Source organism: Halorubrum sp. FL23 (assembly GCF_052439115.2).
GTDB lineage: Archaea > Halobacteriota > Halobacteria > Halobacteriales > Haloferacaceae > Halorubrum > Halorubrum persicum.
This window is the reverse complement of the sequence record NZ_JBQVRO020000007.1, coordinates 108,002-124,692: the sequence shown is the minus strand read 5'-3', so window position 1 is coordinate 124,692 and position 16,691 is coordinate 108,002. Positions and strand designations below refer to the sequence as shown.

The window sequence follows — 16,691 nt, the reverse complement described above, 5'->3', positions numbered from 1 at the left end:
AGCCGCCCGGCCGAACCGTTAGGTTCCCAGCCACCCTACGGCGCGTATGGAGATCACCGGGCCGTGGGACCGGAAGCGCGTCGACGAGTTTCTCGACGGCGCGCGGATTCCGGTCCGCATCGGCTGCCGCACCCCGAACGACGCCCCGTGGATCGTCTCGCTGTGGTTCTCGTGGGACGGCGCCGTCAACTGCGCGACGAGCGCGAGCGCCGATCTCACCGACTTCCTCGCGCACGACGACCGCGTCTCGTTCGAGGTGTCGACGAACGATCCGCCGTACAAGGGCGTCAGGGGGCGGGGGCGCGCGACGGTGAGCCCGGACGGGGACAAGGAACTGCTCCGCGCGCTGTTGGAGCGCTACCTCGGCGGCGTCGACAACCCGACCGGCGACCGACTCCTCCGGCCCGAGCGCGAGGAGGTCCGAGTCCGGATCGAGCCGAAACGGCTCCACTCGTGGGACTACTCGAAGCGGATGGGGTGAGCGGCCGCCGAGCGCCGCGCCCGCGTTCTCAGCGGCCGAGATGCCGGAGGTTCTCCGTCTCGACGCGGTCGGGAACCGCGTCGAGCGCGCGCGCCGCCCAGTCGTCGTGCCCGAGCGTGAGGTCGCTGTCGGGGTTGGCGTCGGCGAGGCTCGCGACGCCCTCGGCGGCGGCGACCTGCGCCGCGCCGTCGAGCCGCTCGGGGACCTCCGCGGTGAGCGGGTACGTCTCCGAGAGCGCCCGCGGGAAGGGACCGAACGGCGGTTTCACGCGCCACACCGCGTCGTACTCGTGGTCGGAGGGCGCGTCGGACTCGGTGAGGAGGAGCCGGTCGGGGACCGCGAGCCGCGAGAGCCGGTCGTGGTGTCGCCGGACCTCGGGGCGGCGAGCCGACTCGTGGGAGGTGTAGAAGAACGCGTCCTTCGACACCGGGTCGGTCCGTTCGATCTCGTCGGCGTGGTCGAGGAGGGTCCGGAGCCCGTCGAGCATCGCGGGGTGGCCGCGGGCGCGGCGGTCGACGAGCTGGAGCAGGTCGCCCGAGCGGATCGCGGCCTTCACGCGCCGCAGCTCCTCGAAGGTGACGTGGAGGTTGTGCTCGGCGAGGAGCTCCTCCGCGGACCGGTCGGCGGTTCCGCCGCCGTCCATCTGCCGGAGCTCCGCCGGCGTGTGCTCGGCGCAGACGGGACACGAGCAGGGGAAGTACTCCATCTCCTCGAGGTGTTCGGTCCCCGAGACCGTGAGGTAGCGCCCGTCGCGCGCCATCAGCGCGTAGGCCGCCGAGTCGAACAGGTCGCAGCCCGCGGCGACCGCCAGCGCGAGCATCATCGGGTGGCCGGCGCCGAAGAGGTGGACCGGCGCGTCCGGGTCGAGGCCCCGCTTCGCGGCGCGCACCGCCTCGACGACCTCGGCGTAGCGGTAGGAGTTCAGGAGGGGGACCATCGCGCCGACGGGGAACACGTCCAGATCGGTCGCGCTCGCGTGGCGCCCCGCCGCCTCGCGGAGGTCCGGGAACGTCGACCCCTGGACGGGGGCGTTGAGGAGCATGTCACCGGTGTCGGCCGCCTCCGCGTCGGCGAGGGCCGTCTTGGTGGTCTCGAGCTCGCGCTCGGCGCGGTCGCGGTCGACGTCCGGCGGCGTGGGCACGTCGACCGGGGTGGCCACGTCGCTCCCGATCTGCCGTTGGAACTCGATTATCTCCTCGGTGGTCACGTCGATGTCGCCGTACTCGGCGAGCTGGAAGGAGCCGGAGTCCGTCATGATCGCGCCGTCGAACCCGAGGAACTCGTGGAGCCCCTGATCGAGGACGCGGCCGCGGATCCGGTCGGTGCTCCGGATGATGTAGGAGTTGGTGATCAGCATCTCCGCGCCGAACTCCTCGGCGAGCCGCCGCGGCTCGATCGTGAGGACGTTGGGGTTGACGACGGGCAGGAGCGCCGGCGTCTCGACGGTCACCCCAGCACGGGGGACCTCCAGCCGCCCGATCCGCCCGGCGGCGTCGTGGTCCCGGATCTCGAAGTGATCGCGCATACCCGGAGTGCGGGGACGCGGGCGGTAAGGGTTGCGTTCGGGGGCGACGAGCCGGCGACGACCGCCGCGCTCTCGGCGGCGGGGCGCGCCGTCGTCGCCCGGCTCAGAGCCCCGTCGGGTGGCTCACGTACGTCGTCTCCACGCCCCACTCCTCGGTCAGCGCCTGCAGCGACCGGACGCCGAACGTCTCGGTCGCGTAGTGGCCGGCGAGGAAGACGGTGAGGCCGGCCTCGCGGGCGTCGTGGTAGACCTGCCCTTTCCCTTCGCCCGTGATCAGCGCGTCGGCGCCCGCCTCGACCGCCTCGTCGAGCCAGTCGGTCCCGGAGCCGGTGACGACCGCGACGCGCTCGATCTCGTCGGGGCCGAACTCGATGACCCGCGTCGTCGATTCCTCGCCGTCCGGCTGTCCCTCGAACCCGTCCAGCGTCTCGCGGATCGCCGCCGCCGACCGCGGCGAGTCCGTCTCGCCGATCGTCCCGATCGTGACCGGTCCGATCTCGCCGAACGGCTCCCGGTCGGCGAGGCCGACCGCCGCCGCGACGCCGGCGGCGTTGCCGAGCTCCGGGTGCCCGTCGAGCGGGAGGTGCGAGACGTACAGGGCGATGTCGTGTTCCGCGAGCGCCGCGACCCGGTCGTACGTTCGGTCCGTGACGCGGTCGATCCCGCCCCACGAGATGCCGTGGTGGACGACGAGCACGTCGGCGCCCGCCTCGGCCGCGGCCTCGATCGTCGCGTCCGCGGCGTCGACCGCGAAGGCGACGCGCTCGACCGATCCCTCGTCCGATCCAACCTGCAATCCGTTCGCGCTGGCGTCGACGTCGGCGTACGCCGCCGTCTCCAGTCGGTCGTCGAGCCGCCGCACGTAGTCGGAGCGATCCATACCGACGCGTGCGCCGGGCGGGAAATAAAGCGCGCGGCTCTCCCCGGCCGTCGCGGCCATGCCGCGACGACGGCTCACGCGGTTACTCCCGCTCGGCGAGGAAGGCGTCGGCTGCCCCGCGGTCGGGGAGCGCCGCCATCCCCCCGTGGTCCCGCACCGAGAGCGCGGCCGTCGCGTTGGCGAACGCGAGCGCGTCGGCGAGGTCGGCTTCGGCCGCCGTCGAGGCGGTCGTGCCGTCCGTCAGCGCGGCGAACCGGCTTATCAGCCCGGAGGTGAACGCGTCGCCGGCGCCGGTGGCGTCGACCGCCTCGACGGAGAACCCCCCGTGACGCGCGGTCGTCTCGCCCCACGGCGCCGCGGTCGAACTCGCCGCGACCGCGCCGTCGGAGCCGAGCGTGACGGCTGCCGTGTGCGGTCCGTGCCCCAGCAGGTCGCCGGCCAACTCCTCGCCCTCGTGCGAGGAGATGCCGGTCGCCGCCACGTCCTCGTCGCTGGCGAACGCCACGTCGGTGTCCCCGAGGATGTCGCGGATCGCTTCGACCACCGCGTCCCGGTCTCCTTCCGGAACCAGATCCGGGCGGTAGTTTACGTCGAACGAGACGGTGCAGCCGCGCTCGTCGGCCGCCGCCGCCAGCCGGCGCATCGCCGTCCGCCCCGCCGGATGCGTCAGGGCGACGCCGCCGAGGTGGACCCACGAGACGGCGGTCAGCGCGTCGGTCGGGAGTCCCTCGGGCTCGAACCCGAACGTCACGTCCCGCGAGCCGTAGAAGCGGAAGCGGCGGCCGTCGGCGCTCGCGGGAGAGACCACCGCGAGGGTGGTGTTGCCGCCGACGCGCCGGGAGATCGCGTCCGAGACGCCCTCCTCGTCGAGCGTCTCCCGCAAGAAGTCGCCGAAGGGGTCGTCGCCGAGCCGGGTCCAGAACGCCGGGCGCTCGCCGAGCCGGGAGAGCCCGACCGCGACGTTGGCCGGGGCGCCGCCCGGTCGGTGCGTGAAGCCGTCCACGTCGCGCAGCGTCTCGCCCGCCCCGGGGAGCAGGTCGACGAGCGTCTCGCCCGCCACGAGAATGTCTGTCATGCGTGAACCGAGGGGCGCCGACCGGTATGAAAGTTCGCGGTTCGCTACTCGTCGGCGTCGCTCGCCTCGTCGCCCTCTTCAGCCGCGACCTCCGCCGCGACCGTCTCGAACGCGGTGAGGATGACCCGCTTGCACGCCTGCCCCTCGGTCGTCCAGTGGTGCGCGTAGTCGAGCATGTCGTCGTAGATGTCGGGCTTGCAGCCGGCCGCCTGCGGGTGGCCGCCCCCGTTCACCTTCCCGGCGACCTCGTGGGCGAGCCGGAACTCCTCGGAGCCGCGGATCGAGGCGGAGCCGGCGGGCTTGACGATCACCGCGGCGTCGGCCCCCTGTTCCCGGAGCGTCTCCGCGACCTCGTTCTGCGAACACCGCCCGTACGTCACCGCGACGGTCCAGTCGCCGATCTCGTGGGTGACCGCGCGGTCGACGGCGGCGCCGATCCGGGCCTCCTTCTCGACGCGCCGATCGGCGACGAACTCCCGGACTGTCCCGGGGAGGTCGGCGCCGTACGCGCCGACGATCGCCGCGTACTCCTCGCTGCCGGCCCAGTAGGAGTAGTCGGCCAGATCGTCGGAGCGGGGGTCCTCCTTGATCCAGAGGTCGTGGTCGCGGGTCACGGTCGCCAGCTCGCTCCACCGCTCGTCGAAGTCGTGGTCGAGCGAGCGGAGCGCCACGTCGGCGGTGCACTCCTCGTCGGACTCGCCGACCACGAGGTCGACGCCGAGGTCGCGGACGGCCGCGGCGGTCGACTCGTCCCACTGGTGGTGGTCGAACCACCGGATCGAGGCGGTCGACCCCGCGAGCGCCTCCAGCGGCTCGGCGATCCACTCGTAGTCGTCGGGGCACAGATCGCAGACGAACAGGTCCACGTCGCCGTCGGCGTACGCGAGCACGCGCTCAAGCGACGTGTCGATGGAGTACGGCCCGGCGGCGACCAGCCCGACCGGCGACTGAGCGTGGGCGTCCTCGGTGGGGTCGGCCTCGGAGTCGGACGCTCCGCGCTCGTTCTCCTCGTCCGCCTCGTCGTTACCCCCGTCGTCGTCGAGCCGCGCCGCGATGGCCGCCTCGAACGCCGCGGCGTCGAGCGCGGCGTCGTACGCCTCCCGGATCATCGCCGCGCAGGCGAGCCCGTCGGCGTCGGCGTCGGCGATCACGACCGCCTCGCTCCCCTCGATCGCCTCCCGCGCGCGCCGCTCGGCGCGCTCCTCGTCCAGCGAGTCCGGATAGAAGAATCCCTTGCCCGGCAGCCGCGTGTACCGCGATCGGGGGATGTCCCCCTCGTCGATGAGTTCGTCGTCCATACCGTCGCGCCGGGCGGGAGCGGGAAAACTCCGCCGTTCTCGCACGGTCGGGCGCCGACCGCTCGGACGCGAACCGCGGGGTTCGGCCCTCAGATCGTCGTCCGGCGGGGGTCCTCGTCGGTGAGCTGCCGGACGGTGAGCACGGGAATGGGGCACGTCCGGACGACGCGCTCGGCCACCGAGCCGATGAGGAACCGGTTCTCCCCGTGCCGACCGCGGGTTCCCATCGCGACGACGCCCGCGTCGACCTCCCGCGCGTACCCGGCGATCTCGGGAGCGGGGCGGCCCTCTCGCACCTCGGACGTGATGTCGAGGTCGGCGTCGCGCGCGATCGCGGCGTCGGTCACCTGCTCGAGCGCGTCTTCTCCGTGGTCGTCGAGCGCGTCGCGGAGGTCGTCGCGGACCTCGTCCGGCGTGGACTCGACCTCGCCGCTGTCGACGACGTAGAGGGCGTGGACCTCTGCGTCGAACCGCGCAGCGACATCGACCGCGACATCGACGGCCCGGCGGACGCTGTCGGAACCGTCGGTCGCGACCACGATCGTGTCGAACATACCACCCCGTTCGCCGAGGGAGTAGTTAAAAACAGGCGGTCGGGTGTCGCGGGGGCGGGCGAGAGGGGGGGGAACCGGCGCGGACGACGGTGACCGCGGCAAGCACCGCAGGCGAGGAGCGCGGTTCGCAACGCCGCCCAGCCTCGCGTCTCGCCTACGCCAGGAAGACGTGCCGCGGCCGGTCGGCCAGCACCTCGCGGCCCCACTGGACCGTCTCGCGGAACTCGTCGGAGCCGAAGAAGGCCATCGCGTCCTCCTTCGCGTGCCACTGGCTCGCGATGAACATGTCGTTCTCGTCTTCGACGTTCATCATCAGGTCGGTCTCGACGTGGCCGTCCATCTCCGCGAGAATTTCGCCCACGTCGTCGAACGTGTCGGTGAAGTCCCCCTGATGCTCCGGCTTGACGGTGTAGAACATCCCCATCGTCCCGAACCCGGACTCCTCGCCGGCGCGGGCGACGATCTCCGGGAGCTCCGAGAGGAAGCCGGCCGCCGTCTCGGCGGCGGAGGCCGTGTCCCAGATGGAGACGACGGCGGCGCGGTCGGTCGCGCGACCCTCGTACACCGCCGTCTTCACGTGGGTGCCGTAGTGGTCGAAGTTGCCGCGGAGCCCCTCGACCTCGTCGAACAGCTCGTCCACGTCGGCCTCGCTGTAGAGGACGGTCGCGTACACGTCCTCGCCGCTGGGTTTGCCGGCGTAGATGTCGAGGTCCGCGAGCTCGCCGCGGATGTCGGCGTCCGAGGCGTCGTCGTCCCCGTCGCCCCCGTGCGGGTGGTCGCCCTCCCCGCTCGCGTCGCCCTCGCTGTGGGGGTGATCGCCGTGCGCGGAGCCGCCGTGGCCGGCCTCGCCGTGATGGTCTCCGCCTCCGTGACCACCCTCGCCGCCGTGGCCGCCCGCGTCGCGGTGCCCCTCGCCGTGATGCCCCTCGTCGCCGTCGCCCGTGGGTACCGTCTCGCCGGCGAGGTACGCGCCCAGGTCCGCGGGCGGGAACCGGCGACCGATGTAGAACTCGCCGAACTCGCCGTACCGCGCGGAGGCGGGATCGAACCGCATCTCGTAGACGATGTCCTTGATGTCCGTCGGGTCCGATCCGAACAGGGTGACGCCCCACTCGTGGTCCTCGAAGCCGACGGAGGAGGCGATCACCTGCTTGATCTTCCCGGCGTACTCCCTGCCGACGTCGCCGTGGTCGGCCATGAGGTCGGCGCGGTCCTCGAAGGAGAGGTCGTACCAGTTGTACTCCTCGCCGCGGCGCTTGCTCATCGGGTAGAAGCAGATGTACTCGTCGTCGGGGATCTCCGGCGTCAGCTTCCCCTCGATGTACCGTCTGAGCCCCGTGTCGACCGACTCGGGGTCCTCGAAGTACTCGTCGGAGACGTAGCCGGAGACCTCGGTGACGGAGACGTAGGAGGTCGTCCGCTCCGTGAACTCCGCGAGCGCCGTGTCCTCGAACCGGCGCTCGATCGACGACAGGTCGTCGAGCGCGGGACGGAAGTGGACGAACAGCAGGTCGGCCTTGTGGCCGAGCACGGAGAACAGGCCGGAGTCGCCCTCGTCGGCGTCGGCGACCAGCTCTCGGTGTTTCAGGAAGGCCGCCCCCTCCTCGATCGCCCGTTCCCGCTCTCGCTCGGGGGCAGCGCGCCACGCGTCCCAGTCGATGGACCGGAAGTCGTGCAGCGCGAACCACCCCTCCTCGGTCTGTGGTGCCTCGACCATACGCCGACTTGGGTCGCCGGGACTTAGGGGTTTGCGAGTCGCCTCAGTCGCTGGGACTCGTCGACACCGGGGCGAGATCCCGCCGGGGACGGGGCCCTCGCCCGCTCCCGTCCCGAAGGCCTATACGGGCCACCCGCGACTACTCGGACAATGTCAACCGACGAACCGTCCGTCCCGATCGTGTGCACCGAGTGCGAGACGGAGACCAGCGTTCCGCTCTCCGACGTGGCGGACGCGCTCACCAAGCACAACGACGGGAAACACGACGGCGAGGAGATCGCGGAGGTCGACCCCGCGCTCAAAGACCAGCTCGCGGACCTCGTCGCCGAGGATCTCGGACTCTTCGAGGAGCCCTGAATAGCGAGAGAACCGGAGGACGCCGGGAGGGAATCAGTCGCTGCGGGGGCGCGCGACGCCGAGCGCCGGCAGCCGGCCTCAGCCGCGAACGCGCGTCTCGCGGTCGGTTCGGCCGCGAACGCGGTCAGTCGTCCTGCGCGAGCGCGCCCTTCGGGTGGCCCTTGTGCTGGAGGTTGCGGTTGTCGCGCTTCCGCGTCGCCGTCGCGGGAATGACGTCGTCGGTCTCCTTGCGCGGGCGTCCCGTGTAGCCGTGGTCCGGGTGCTCGGCGCAGTGCGCCATCGCGTCGTGGGAGCCCTCCCACGGCCCTTCGTGGCAGTCGTCCGCGGTGCAGACGAACACTGTGTCATCGGACATGTTGCCCGAGAGTTGCGAGCGGCCATATAAAAACGCCACAGTCAAATTATCGGATTAGATAACGGCTGCGCGATTCGGGAGGCCCTCGAAGCACGCGGTACAGAGGCGGTGGCGACCGGAGAGGAGACAGCGGACGCGGACGCGGGGACGACGGTAGGCGCGGTGATCAGTCGCCGAGAATCGACGCGCCGGAGAGTTCGACGCTGGTGCCGCCGGCGCGGCAGGCTTCGAGGGCGTGTTTGGCCGCGAAGCCCGCCTCGTGAGGGGAGGCGCCGCGACCGACGCCGACCTGCAGTTCGATGTCGGCGTCGGCTTCGACGTGAGCGACCGCGTCGGCGAACGCGCGCTCCGGGAGGTCCGGACAGACGGCGACGATGTTGTCGCCGCCGACGAAAAACGACAGGGCGCCGTGCTCCTCGCGGAGGTACCGCGTCAGCGAGCTGTAGGCGCGCTCGACGTTGAGGAACGTGTCGAACTCGTTGAGGCGGTCGGTGTACTTCCCGGTCACGTTCACCACGTCGAAGTGGCCGATCTGGAGGTCGGAGGGAGTGGTCTCGGTGAGGTAGTCGCCGGCGAGCACCTCGGTCCGACCCTCGTCCTGTGCGCTCCCCTCGGTCTGGAGCAGGCGGTTCGCCGACTCCAAGGCGTCGATCGGTCGCTCGGCGACCCCGGTCCCGAGGCTGACGCTCACGGGATAGCGGTTCCCGATCGACTCCTGTAGCGCCGCGTGGGCCGCGCCGTCGAGGCCGTTCGTCACGGCGATCATGTTGTCGTAGCGGGTGGAGAAGACGTAGGCGTCTCGTGGACCCATGAACTGGGCGATGTCCGCGAAGAGTCGCGACTGGAGTGCCTGGAGATCCATCTCTCTGCGGGGCTCCGGCGTCACCGTCCACGGCCCGTAGTTATCGATCTGGACCAGGGTCACCTGAGTCGTCGTCACAGTGAACGTGGATTGGGAACGGCCCCGCTTTACGCTTCCGTTATCCCGAAGGTGAAACTGGTACCAGATGTGAAACGGCGTTTGCCGCGGCGGCCGGGTGCGGTGAATGGCGGGCGGGAGACGAGGGAACGGCGCAACCCCTACCACCGTGGCGTTCCGAATGCGCCCATGAAGTTCAGCGGCGCCGTCCTCGACGTGGACGGCACGGTGGTGCGAGGCGACGATCCGATCCCGGGCGCGCCGGCGGGCTACCGGCGGCTCCGCGAGGCCGGGGTCGAGACGCTGTTCGTCTCGAACAACCCGACGAAAGCCCCGCCGGCGTACGTCGACCGACTCGGCGCCGCGGGGTACGAGATCGACGCGGACCAGGTGTTCACCGCCGGGAGCGTGACCACGCGGTACCTGCGCGAGCGGCACGCGGACGACGAGCTGTTGTGTATCGGCGATCGGGGGTTGCTCGAACAGTTCGAGGCGTCCGGGCTCTCGACGACCGACGACGTCGACGCCGCGGACGCGCTCGTGGCCTCGATCGACCGCGAGTTCGGCTACGAGGACCTCTGTACGGCGCTGTGGGCGCTGGAGCGAGACATCCCCTTCATCGGCACCGACCCCGACGTGGTCATCCCGGCCCCCGACCGCGACGTGCCGGGGTCCGGAGCGGTGATCAACGCGATCGCCGGCGTCGCCGAGCGCGAGCCGGACGCGGTCCTCGGGAAACCCTCGGACACGGCGATCGAGATGGTCCGCGAGCGGCTGCAGGCTCCCACGGAGGAGTGTCTCGTCGTCGGCGACCGACTCAACACCGACATCGCGCTCGGCGAACGCGCCGGGATGACCACCGTCCTCGTGCTGTCCGGCGTCACCGACGAGGCAATGGTCGCCGACGCGAACGTCTCGCCGGACTACGTGATCGACGACTTCGGCGGCATCGACCGGATCCTCGACTGAACGCGGGCGCGTCGCTGCGGACGCAAGCGGTGCGTTGCGGCGTCGATCCCGGTGGCGCTCCCGGCGCGTCGACCACTTCCGCCGTGCGGATAACAGTTATACCGATGACCAACTTCCGTCGGGGCATGGGAGAGGGTAACTCACACGAGGACGAGGCGGTCGACGACGAGGAAGACCCGGAGCGGGCCGTTCGCGTGATCGAGGGGCACGCGGTGCAGTTCAACGAGTACCGATACTGAACGCCGGGGCGCGTTGACCGGGCGAGCGTCCGCCGACGGCGGCGGGGCGCTGTCGGGACCGTTAAGTGCGCGTCGCGGGTATTCGAGGGTGTGATACGGAGGCTTCGACGGGCGAGTGTCTTCGCCGTGGTGGCCGCGGTCGCCGTCCTCGCGCCGGCGCTCGGCGACGCCGCCGCCGTGCCGTTCCTCGCGGCCGCCGGCCTCGCCTTCTTCCGGGTCCGCGACGGCGAGTGGTTCGAGACGCTCGCGTTGCCGGGCGATCGGGAGGAAGAACGCCTCTACGGTTTCGTCGCGTTCGCGCTCGCGGCCGCCGGCCTCGCGCTGTTCGCGTCGCTCCCCCGCGCGCCGCTCCCGTACGAGGCGTTCGCCGCGGCGACGCTCGCGGTGGGATGCGGGCGGCTCAGCCGGGCGGTCGTCGCCGGCCGCTCGACCGAGGAGTTCTCCCTCGTGGCAGGGTACGTCGCCGGCGGCACCGTCGGCGCCATCGCCGGACAGATCGGCGTGCTGCTCCAGATCGACGGGTCGGCCCTCGTCGGCGGGCTCCCCGCGATCGTCTTCCTCGGGGCCGTGGCGGCGCTCACGGCGGCGCTCGTCAGGTCGCTCGTGTTCGACCGGGACGCGCACATCACGGTCATTCTCGTCGCGTTCGCCGTCTGGGGGTTCGTCGCGGTGGACCCGACGGTCACCGTCCCGCTCGTCGCCTTCGGCCTGGCGGTGACCGGCGCGCTCGGCTACGTCTCGTTCGCGCTCGGAACGGCCTCCGTCCCCGGGATGTTGACGGGCGTGTTGTCCGCGCTGTTGGCCGTCGTCCTCGGCGGCGTCGGCTGGTTCGCCACGCTCATCTCGTTTTATGCGATCGGGGGACTGGCCTCGAAGTACCGCTTCGACGAGAAGGCGAACCGGGGCGTCGCGCAGGAGAACGAGGGCGCCCGCGGCACCGGGAACGTGCTGGCGAACTCCGCGGTCGCGCTCGTCGCCGTCGTCGGCTACGCGGCGACCGCCCACGTCGGCGTGCCGGGCGCGCTCTTCGGCTTCGCGTTCGCGGGCGCGACCGCGACCGCGATGGCCGACACCCTCTCGTCCGAGATCGGCGGGCTGTTCGACGGCCCCCGGCTGGTGACGACCCTGCGCCGCGTCGAGCCGGGGACCGACGGCGCGGTGACGTGGCAGGGCGAGCTGGCCGGGGTCGGCGGCGCGCTCTTCGTCGCCGGCCTCGCCGCGTTCGGAATGCCGATCGGCGACGCGGTCGCCGGCGGGGGGATCGTCGCCCTCGCGGGCGTCGCGGGGATGACCGTCGACAGCCTCCTCGGGGCGCTGATCGAGGGCGAGCGGGTCGGGAACCAAGCGGTGAACTTCCTCGCGACGCTGTCGGGAGCGATCGTCGCCGTCGCCGCCGGCGTCGCCCTCGGGGTGGGGGCGTGAGATGACGGGGGAGTCGTCCGAGGACCAGCGCGCCACCGACGGTCCCGCCCCCGACCCCAGAGTCCGCGCCGCGCGGCCGGCCGACGCCGACCGGATCCGCGAGCTACAGACCCACCTCCGACAGCCGAACCCGGAGCTGCTGGAGTACGGGCTCGCGGTCGGGTCGGCCCTCGTCAGCGTCGCCGACGGGCGGGCGGTCGGCTACCTCCTCCCGGTCGACGCGCCGAACCGACCCGGAGTCCACCTCACCGAACTCGCCGTCGATCCCGACCACCGCCGGGAGGGACGCGCCCGCGGGTTGCTCTCGGCGGTCATCGACGACGCGACCGGGCCCGTGACGCTCCAGGCGCACCCCGACAACGACGCCGCGCTGTCGCTGTACGAGGGGATGGGGTTCGAGGTCGTCGACCGGCGCGCCGACGCGTACGCCGACGGCGACGCGCTGGTGTTGCGTCGGGAGTGAGCCTCTCGCCGCCGCCCTCGCCGACCCCGCCCGCGGCGTGAAGATAGACAAAAGGCCTATTCGAGCCCCACGCGTCCGGCGAGACATGACCGACGCCGACGCGGGAGAGGAGGCGATCGAGGTCGACTTCGGCGACGACGGGCTGGTCCCGGCGATCGCGCAGGACGCCGAGTCGGGCGAGGTGCTGATGCTCGCGTACGTCTCGCCGGAGGCGCTCGACCGGACCCGCGAGACGGGCGAGGCGCACTACTACTCGCGGTCGCGCGACGAGCTGTGGCACAAGGGCGGCTCCTCCGGACACACGCAGGAGGTTCGCGAGGTCCGAGTCGACTGCGACGCCGACACCCTGCTGTACCTCGTCGACCAGAACGTGGGGGCGTGTCACACGGGCCACCGCTCCTGTTTCCATCGAACCATCGACGGCGAGCGCGTCGGCGAGCGCGTCTTCGACCCGGACGAGGTGTACTGATGACGGCGGGTGACGAAGGCGATCCCGTCCGCGAGGCGGGCGAGGCGGCCGCGACGCTGCGCGAGCGCTACGACGAGCTTACCCGGATCGAAGAGCGGATCGCCGACCTCGGCCGGGACCGGATCGAGACCGCCGCCGACGCGTACCGGCGGGCGCACCGCGTGCTCGACCAGTACGAGGAGGACGCGGTCGGCACCGGCGACTTCGGCTCATACGTCCAGTTCCGGGGCGAGTTTGGCGAGGCGGTCGACGCGGACGACGACGCGCTCGCGGCCGACGCGTTCGCCGCCGCGGACGAGGCGGTCGACAAGCGCCGGCTCTCCGAGTCCGACTTCGCCGCCGCCCGCGAGGCGCTGGAGCCGGCGGGGGAGTACGTCGACCTGCTCGCCGCCCGCGACGAGGCCCTCGACGAGTATCGGGCCGCGCGCAAGGCGGCGCGGGAGGCGCGCAAGGCGCTCGACGCCCGGCTCGACGAGCTGCGCGAGGTCGCCGACATGGCCGACGCCGACCTCGACGCCGACGTGGACCGGCTCCGCGAGCCGATCGAGGCGTACAACGACGCGGTCCGCGAGGCCTTCGAAGAGTTCTACAAGACGGCGTCGGCCCGAGAGCTGTTCTCCTTCCTCGACCGCGCCGACGGCACGCCGTTCGTCGACGCGGACGTGCCGCCGACCGACCTGCGCGAGTACGTGGCGGAGTACGACGCGGGCGAGGAGCCGCTGCCGACGCTGTTGGAGTACGCGGACTACTCGAACTCGAAGCTGGAACACTACGTCGACGACCCCGGCGCCCTCCGGACCGCGGTCGCGGTCCACCGCACCTACATCGAGCGGCTCGACGCCGAGCCGCTGACGCTCGACTGGCCGCCGGCGGGCGGCGACGAGCTGGCCTACGAGATCGACGAGCTGATCCCCCTCGTCTCGCGGGTCGCGGGCGACGAGACGGTGGCGACGCTCCGGTCGATCCGTGAGCTCGCCCGCGACGAGGAGTACGAGCGGCTCCGGCGCGCGGCCGCGGTGCGCGACGCGCTCGACGGCTCGGAGCTCGACCTCCTCAAGCGCGGCGTCATCCACGATCGGGTGCGCGAGGCGGAGCGGACCCTGTCGGTCGCCGAGGACGTGCTGGCGGAGACGAAGCGGGAGTAGCTCTTCCGGGCCGCGGTGAACCCGGAACACCGGCGAGGCGTGTGAGACGGCTTTTTAAGAGTCGGCGGTGCAGACGTGTGGATATGACCAGATTCGACGCCGCGACCGAGGCGGACCGGCTGAAGCTGTTCGCGGACGCGGCGGCCGCCCATCGCGCCCGGTCGAGCGACGTGATGACCGTCGACGTCGACCCCGACAGCGACACCACGGGGGACGGCGAGGTGCCGCCGTGGATCCAGCTCGCGGGGACGGAGCTCGTCCTGGACTGCACCGACGGGGAGTTGGACCGGCTGAAGGACCTGCTCGGGGAGTTCCCGGAGTTCCGGATCGACGAACTGGTGAGTCCGGAGGAGGCCGAGGGGACCAACGCCGTCGTCACCGCCCGGTCCGACGCGAACCGCGTGGCGGGGTTCATCGACCGGGCGTTCCGCGAGGTGTACGGGCTCGACGACGACTACCGGGCGTGGGTGACGGCGATCTGATCCGGTCCGGCCACCCGACGGAAACCGCTATTTGACGGGGCGCGTTCGGTCGGGTATGCCCACCGAGACGGAGCGGATGCTCGCCGGGGAGCGCTACGATCCGAACGCGCCCGAACTGGTCGCCGACCGGGAGCGCGCCCGCGACCTCGCCCAGCGGTACAACGACACCACCGAGGCAGAGTCGGCGCACCGCGAGGCGCTCCTGCAAGAGCTGTTCGATGCGGTCGGCGACGACCCCACCGTCGAGCCCCCGTTCCGCTGCGACTACGGCTACAACGTCGCGGTCGGGGACGGCTTCTTCGCCAACTACGGCTGCGTGTTCCTCGACACCAACCCGATCGCGTTCGGCGACCGCTGCCTGCTCGGGCCGGGCGTCCACGTCTACACGCCGATCCATCCGATCGACCCCGATGAGCGCGCGACAGGTCGCGAGCGCGCTGAGCCGGTGACCGTCGGCGACGACGTGTGGATCGGGGGCCGCGCGGTGCTCAATCCGGGCGTGACGGTCGGCGACGGCGCGGTGATCGCTTCGGGCGCGGTCGTCACCGAGGACGTGCCGGACCGCGTCGTCGTCGGCGGAAATCCGGCGCGGGTGATCCGAGAGATAGAGTAGCGCTACTCAAGCGCGTCGGCGAGGACGGGCGCGACGCTGACGACGCTACAGCCGCGTTCGAGCGTGTCGCTGCCGACGATGCGGTCGACGCCGGCGCCGCGGAGCTTCGTCACGGCATTGGCCGCGAGCATGGGGTGGACGCAGGCCGCGAGCACCCGCGCCGCGCCGCGGTCGTTGAGCACGGCGACCGACTCGCTCATCGTCGACCCGGTGGCGACGATGTCGTCCACGACGACCACGTCCCGGCCCTCGACGGAGGCGTCGGAGGGCGACACCGCGACTGCGCCCGTCTCGCGGTCGCGGTGCTTCTCGAAGTAGTCGGTGTCGCCGGCGCCGTACGCGTCCCGAACCGTCTCCGCGATGCCGACCGCGCCCTCGTCGGGCGCGAGGAAGAGGGGGTCGTCGAGGGCGGCCGGCAGAGGCTCCGCGAGCACGCTCGCGGCGTCGACCGTCTCCACGGGCACGTCGTAGAAGTCGGCGACGCCGGCCTCGTGGGGGTTGACGAGCACGACGCGGTCGGTCCCGGTCGAGATCGCTCGGGCCATCGCTCGCGCCGAGACGGGCTCGCCGTCGCCGAACGACTGGTCCTGTCGGGCGTACCCCATGTAGGGGATCACGGTCGTCACGCGCTCGGCGCCCGCCTCGCGGACGGCGTCCTGGAGCTGGAGCAGTTCGACCCACGCCGCGTCGGCGTCGGTCGCGGCGACGATCGTGGCCTCGTCGCCCGCGAAGTCGGGCACCGCGGCGAGCCCCTCGCCGTCCGGGAACCGGTCGTATGTCGGGGTCGCCAGCGGCCGCCCCGTCTCCTCGGCGAGCGCGGCCGCGAGCTGCTGTGAGCTGGATCCGGGTACGATCATGGGCGACCGTACCCCAGACACCGATAAACCAGTTTCCTTACTCTCTCGCGTCTGGGCGGGCCTCGCGGCGCGGCGGCCCACCGAGCCCCACGCGAGCGTGTGCCGCACCGCGGTCACAGGGGCGGATATTTACGCGAGCGACGGATACGACGCCGTAATGACCGACACAGGAGACCGAGTCGGCCTCGTCTGCCCGTCGTGTTCGTCGGGCGAGGAGACCGTCCACGAAGTGTTGCGCCCCGGCGGACAGGCGACCGTCCGCTGTACCGAGTGCGACCACACGCACAAAGCCGAGATCCCCGAGGAAGAGACGGTCGGCCTGACCGTCGTCGTCTCCCAGGACGGCGAGTCGTTCTCGACCGAGATGGACGTGCCCGCGGACACCTACGTCGCCACGGGCGAGGAGTTCGTCGTCGACTCCCCGGACGCCCTGATGCAGGTCCGGGTGACCGGGATCGAGGTCGGCCCCGAACAGCGCGTCGAGGAGGCCGACATCGAGGAGGTCGAGACCCTGTGGACCCGCGCGGTCGACAACGTCTCGGTCCCGGTGACGCTCCACCCGAAGGACGGGAACGCCGACCAGACGCGGTCGCTGCAGGTGAACGTGCCCGGCGACTACGAGTTCACCGTCGGCGAGACCGAGGTGTTCGGCGAGGAGGAGTTCGTCGTCGAGGGCGTTCAGATCCGCGCCGACGCCCCCGAGTACCGCCACGAGAAGCTCGACCACGAGGGCGACTTCGCCTACGCCAAGGACTGCAAGCGGGTGTACGCCCGCGACGAGAGTCTGACGGCGTGGTCGGCCTGGTAGGACGGAGACGTTCGGAGGAGAGCCGTCGCTCGTCGAAGCGGGTCCGTCGAAAAAACGGTGGCA

At 71.7% G+C, this 16,691-nt stretch carries 19 protein-coding genes; 10 read left to right on the top strand and 9 right to left on the bottom strand.

The features are described from left to right. Positions 1 to 46 precede the first annotated feature (46 nt). Complete coding sequence (locus tag ACT4MF_RS10660) at positions 47 to 481, top strand: pyridoxamine 5'-phosphate oxidase family protein (protein WP_099256570.1); 435 nt, start codon at positions 47 to 49, stop codon at positions 479 to 481. A gap of 28 nt (positions 482 to 509) precedes the next feature. Here the strand turns inward: ACT4MF_RS10660 and tgtA are convergent, their stop codons facing one another. The 6 genes from tgtA to ACT4MF_RS10630 form a co-directional block, all read right to left on the bottom strand. Next, positions 510 to 2,006: a tRNA guanosine(15) transglycosylase TgtA gene (tgtA, locus tag ACT4MF_RS10655; RefSeq protein ID WP_444682604.1), complete on the bottom strand. Its 1,497-nt coding sequence runs from the start codon at positions 2,004 to 2,006 to the stop codon at positions 510 to 512. Between the two features lie 103 nt (positions 2,007 to 2,109). Continuing rightward, on the bottom strand, positions 2,110 to 2,886 hold the full coding sequence (locus tag ACT4MF_RS10650) for a Nif3-like dinuclear metal center hexameric protein (RefSeq protein WP_444682603.1): 777 nt from the start codon (positions 2,884 to 2,886) through the stop codon (positions 2,110 to 2,112). 82 nt (positions 2,887 to 2,968) lie between these two features. Next, positions 2,969 to 3,961, bottom strand: coding sequence for a carbohydrate kinase family protein (locus ACT4MF_RS10645; protein ID WP_444682602.1), 993 nt, complete (start codon positions 3,959 to 3,961; stop codon positions 2,969 to 2,971). A gap of 44 nt (positions 3,962 to 4,005) precedes the next feature. Then, on the bottom strand, positions 4,006 to 5,259 hold the full coding sequence (locus ACT4MF_RS10640; RefSeq protein WP_444682601.1) for a DHH family phosphoesterase: 1,254 nt from the start codon (positions 5,257 to 5,259) through the stop codon (positions 4,006 to 4,008). 89 nt (positions 5,260 to 5,348) lie between these two features. Further along, entirely contained in the window at positions 5,349 to 5,813 is a 465-nt protein-coding gene (locus ACT4MF_RS10635) for a universal stress protein (protein ID WP_444682600.1), read from the bottom strand. 154 nt (positions 5,814 to 5,967) lie between these two features. Then, complete coding sequence (locus ACT4MF_RS10630; protein ID WP_444682599.1) at positions 5,968 to 7,530, bottom strand: heme-binding protein; 1,563 nt, start codon at positions 7,528 to 7,530, stop codon at positions 5,968 to 5,970. Positions 7,531 to 7,680: 150 nt separating this feature from the next. Between ACT4MF_RS10630 and ACT4MF_RS10625 the strand changes: the two genes are divergently transcribed. Then, the gene (locus ACT4MF_RS10625) at positions 7,681 to 7,887 is read left to right on the top strand and encodes a DUF8149 family protein (protein ID WP_099255737.1); all 207 of its coding nucleotides are present in this window, start codon (positions 7,681 to 7,683) and stop codon (positions 7,885 to 7,887) included. Positions 7,888 to 8,011: 124 nt separating this feature from the next. Here ACT4MF_RS10625 and ACT4MF_RS10620 read toward each other — a convergent pair whose 3' ends face one another. Both ACT4MF_RS10620 and ACT4MF_RS10615 read right to left on the bottom strand, forming a co-directional pair. After that, positions 8,012 to 8,242 (bottom strand): hypothetical protein, encoded by a 231-nt coding sequence (locus ACT4MF_RS10620; RefSeq protein WP_444682598.1) that lies wholly within the window; start codon positions 8,240 to 8,242, stop codon positions 8,012 to 8,014. A 166-nt stretch (positions 8,243 to 8,408) separates the two neighbouring features. Continuing rightward, entirely contained in the window at positions 8,409 to 9,182 is a 774-nt protein-coding gene (locus ACT4MF_RS10615) for a GTP cyclohydrolase III (RefSeq protein ID WP_099255739.1), read from the bottom strand. A gap of 168 nt (positions 9,183 to 9,350) precedes the next feature. Between ACT4MF_RS10615 and ACT4MF_RS10610 the strand changes: the two genes are divergently transcribed. From ACT4MF_RS10610 to ACT4MF_RS10580, 7 genes are all read left to right on the top strand, one after another. Further along, positions 9,351 to 10,130, top strand: coding sequence for an HAD-IIA family hydrolase (locus ACT4MF_RS10610; RefSeq protein WP_099255740.1), 780 nt, complete (start codon positions 9,351 to 9,353; stop codon positions 10,128 to 10,130). Positions 10,131 to 10,459: 329 nt separating this feature from the next. Then, on the top strand, positions 10,460 to 11,791 hold the full coding sequence (locus ACT4MF_RS10605; protein ID WP_444682597.1) for a DUF92 domain-containing protein: 1,332 nt from the start codon (positions 10,460 to 10,462) through the stop codon (positions 11,789 to 11,791). A gap of 1 nt (position 11,792) precedes the next feature. Continuing rightward, the gene (locus tag ACT4MF_RS10600; protein ID WP_444682596.1) at positions 11,793 to 12,254 is read left to right on the top strand and encodes a GNAT family N-acetyltransferase; all 462 of its coding nucleotides are present in this window, start codon (positions 11,793 to 11,795) and stop codon (positions 12,252 to 12,254) included. An 85-nt stretch (positions 12,255 to 12,339) separates the two neighbouring features. Next, complete coding sequence (gene hisI / locus ACT4MF_RS10595) at positions 12,340 to 12,723, top strand: phosphoribosyl-AMP cyclohydrolase (RefSeq protein ID WP_444682595.1); 384 nt, start codon at positions 12,340 to 12,342, stop codon at positions 12,721 to 12,723. Further along, on the top strand, positions 12,723 to 13,868 hold the full coding sequence (locus ACT4MF_RS10590) for a DUF7118 family protein (protein WP_444682594.1): 1,146 nt from the start codon (positions 12,723 to 12,725) through the stop codon (positions 13,866 to 13,868). Before hisI ends, ACT4MF_RS10590 begins: the two co-directional genes overlap by 1 nt. 83 nt (positions 13,869 to 13,951) lie before the next feature. Next, complete coding sequence (locus tag ACT4MF_RS10585) at positions 13,952 to 14,350, top strand: DUF7975 family protein (RefSeq protein ID WP_099255744.1); 399 nt, start codon at positions 13,952 to 13,954, stop codon at positions 14,348 to 14,350. A gap of 55 nt (positions 14,351 to 14,405) precedes the next feature. Beyond that, positions 14,406 to 14,963 carry a sugar O-acetyltransferase gene (locus ACT4MF_RS10580; protein WP_444682593.1) on the top strand — a complete coding sequence of 186 codons (558 nt, stop codon included), beginning with the start codon at positions 14,406 to 14,408 and terminating at the stop codon, positions 14,961 to 14,963. A gap of 2 nt (positions 14,964 to 14,965) precedes the next feature. Here ACT4MF_RS10580 and prs read toward each other — a convergent pair whose 3' ends face one another. Then, on the bottom strand, positions 14,966 to 15,820 hold the full coding sequence (prs, locus tag ACT4MF_RS10575) for a ribose-phosphate diphosphokinase (RefSeq protein ID WP_444682592.1): 855 nt from the start codon (positions 15,818 to 15,820) through the stop codon (positions 14,966 to 14,968). 157 nt (positions 15,821 to 15,977) lie between these two features. Between prs and ACT4MF_RS10570 the strand changes: the two genes are divergently transcribed. After that, positions 15,978 to 16,628 (top strand): HVO_0476 family zinc finger protein, encoded by a 651-nt coding sequence (locus tag ACT4MF_RS10570; RefSeq protein ID WP_099255747.1) that lies wholly within the window; start codon positions 15,978 to 15,980, stop codon positions 16,626 to 16,628. Positions 16,629 to 16,691: the final 63 nt, after the last annotated feature.

Excerpts from the sequence above, each read along its gene's own strand:
- ACT4MF_RS10660 (WP_099256570.1), top strand. The coding sequence starts at position 47 with ATGGAGATCACCGGGCCGTGGGACCGGAAGCGCGTCGACGAGTTTCTC.
- tgtA (WP_444682604.1), bottom strand. The coding sequence starts at position 2,006 with ATGCGCGATCACTTCGAGATCCGGGACCACGACGCCGCCGGGCGGATC.
- ACT4MF_RS10650 (WP_444682603.1), bottom strand. The coding sequence starts at position 2,886 with ATGGATCGCTCCGACTACGTGCGGCGGCTCGACGACCGACTGGAGACG.
- ACT4MF_RS10645 (WP_444682602.1), bottom strand. The coding sequence starts at position 3,961 with ATGACAGACATTCTCGTGGCGGGCGAGACGCTCGTCGACCTGCTCCCC.
- ACT4MF_RS10640 (WP_444682601.1), bottom strand. The coding sequence starts at position 5,259 with ATGGACGACGAACTCATCGACGAGGGGGACATCCCCCGATCGCGGTAC.
- ACT4MF_RS10635 (WP_444682600.1), bottom strand. The coding sequence starts at position 5,813 with ATGTTCGACACGATCGTGGTCGCGACCGACGGTTCCGACAGCGTCCGC.
- ACT4MF_RS10630 (WP_444682599.1), bottom strand. The coding sequence starts at position 7,530 with ATGGTCGAGGCACCACAGACCGAGGAGGGGTGGTTCGCGCTGCACGAC.
- ACT4MF_RS10625 (WP_099255737.1), top strand. The coding sequence starts at position 7,681 with ATGTCAACCGACGAACCGTCCGTCCCGATCGTGTGCACCGAGTGCGAG.
- ACT4MF_RS10620 (WP_444682598.1), bottom strand. The coding sequence starts at position 8,242 with ATGTCCGATGACACAGTGTTCGTCTGCACCGCGGACGACTGCCACGAA.
- ACT4MF_RS10610 (WP_099255740.1), top strand. The coding sequence starts at position 9,351 with ATGAAGTTCAGCGGCGCCGTCCTCGACGTGGACGGCACGGTGGTGCGA.
- ACT4MF_RS10600 (WP_444682596.1), top strand. The coding sequence starts at position 11,793 with ATGACGGGGGAGTCGTCCGAGGACCAGCGCGCCACCGACGGTCCCGCC.
- hisI (WP_444682595.1), top strand. The coding sequence starts at position 12,340 with ATGACCGACGCCGACGCGGGAGAGGAGGCGATCGAGGTCGACTTCGGC.
- ACT4MF_RS10590 (WP_444682594.1), top strand. The coding sequence starts at position 12,723 with ATGACGGCGGGTGACGAAGGCGATCCCGTCCGCGAGGCGGGCGAGGCG.
- ACT4MF_RS10585 (WP_099255744.1), top strand. The coding sequence starts at position 13,952 with ATGACCAGATTCGACGCCGCGACCGAGGCGGACCGGCTGAAGCTGTTC.
- ACT4MF_RS10580 (WP_444682593.1), top strand. The coding sequence starts at position 14,406 with ATGCCCACCGAGACGGAGCGGATGCTCGCCGGGGAGCGCTACGATCCG.
- prs (WP_444682592.1), bottom strand. The coding sequence starts at position 15,820 with ATGATCGTACCCGGATCCAGCTCACAGCAGCTCGCGGCCGCGCTCGCC.
- ACT4MF_RS10570 (WP_099255747.1), top strand. The coding sequence starts at position 15,978 with ATGACCGACACAGGAGACCGAGTCGGCCTCGTCTGCCCGTCGTGTTCG.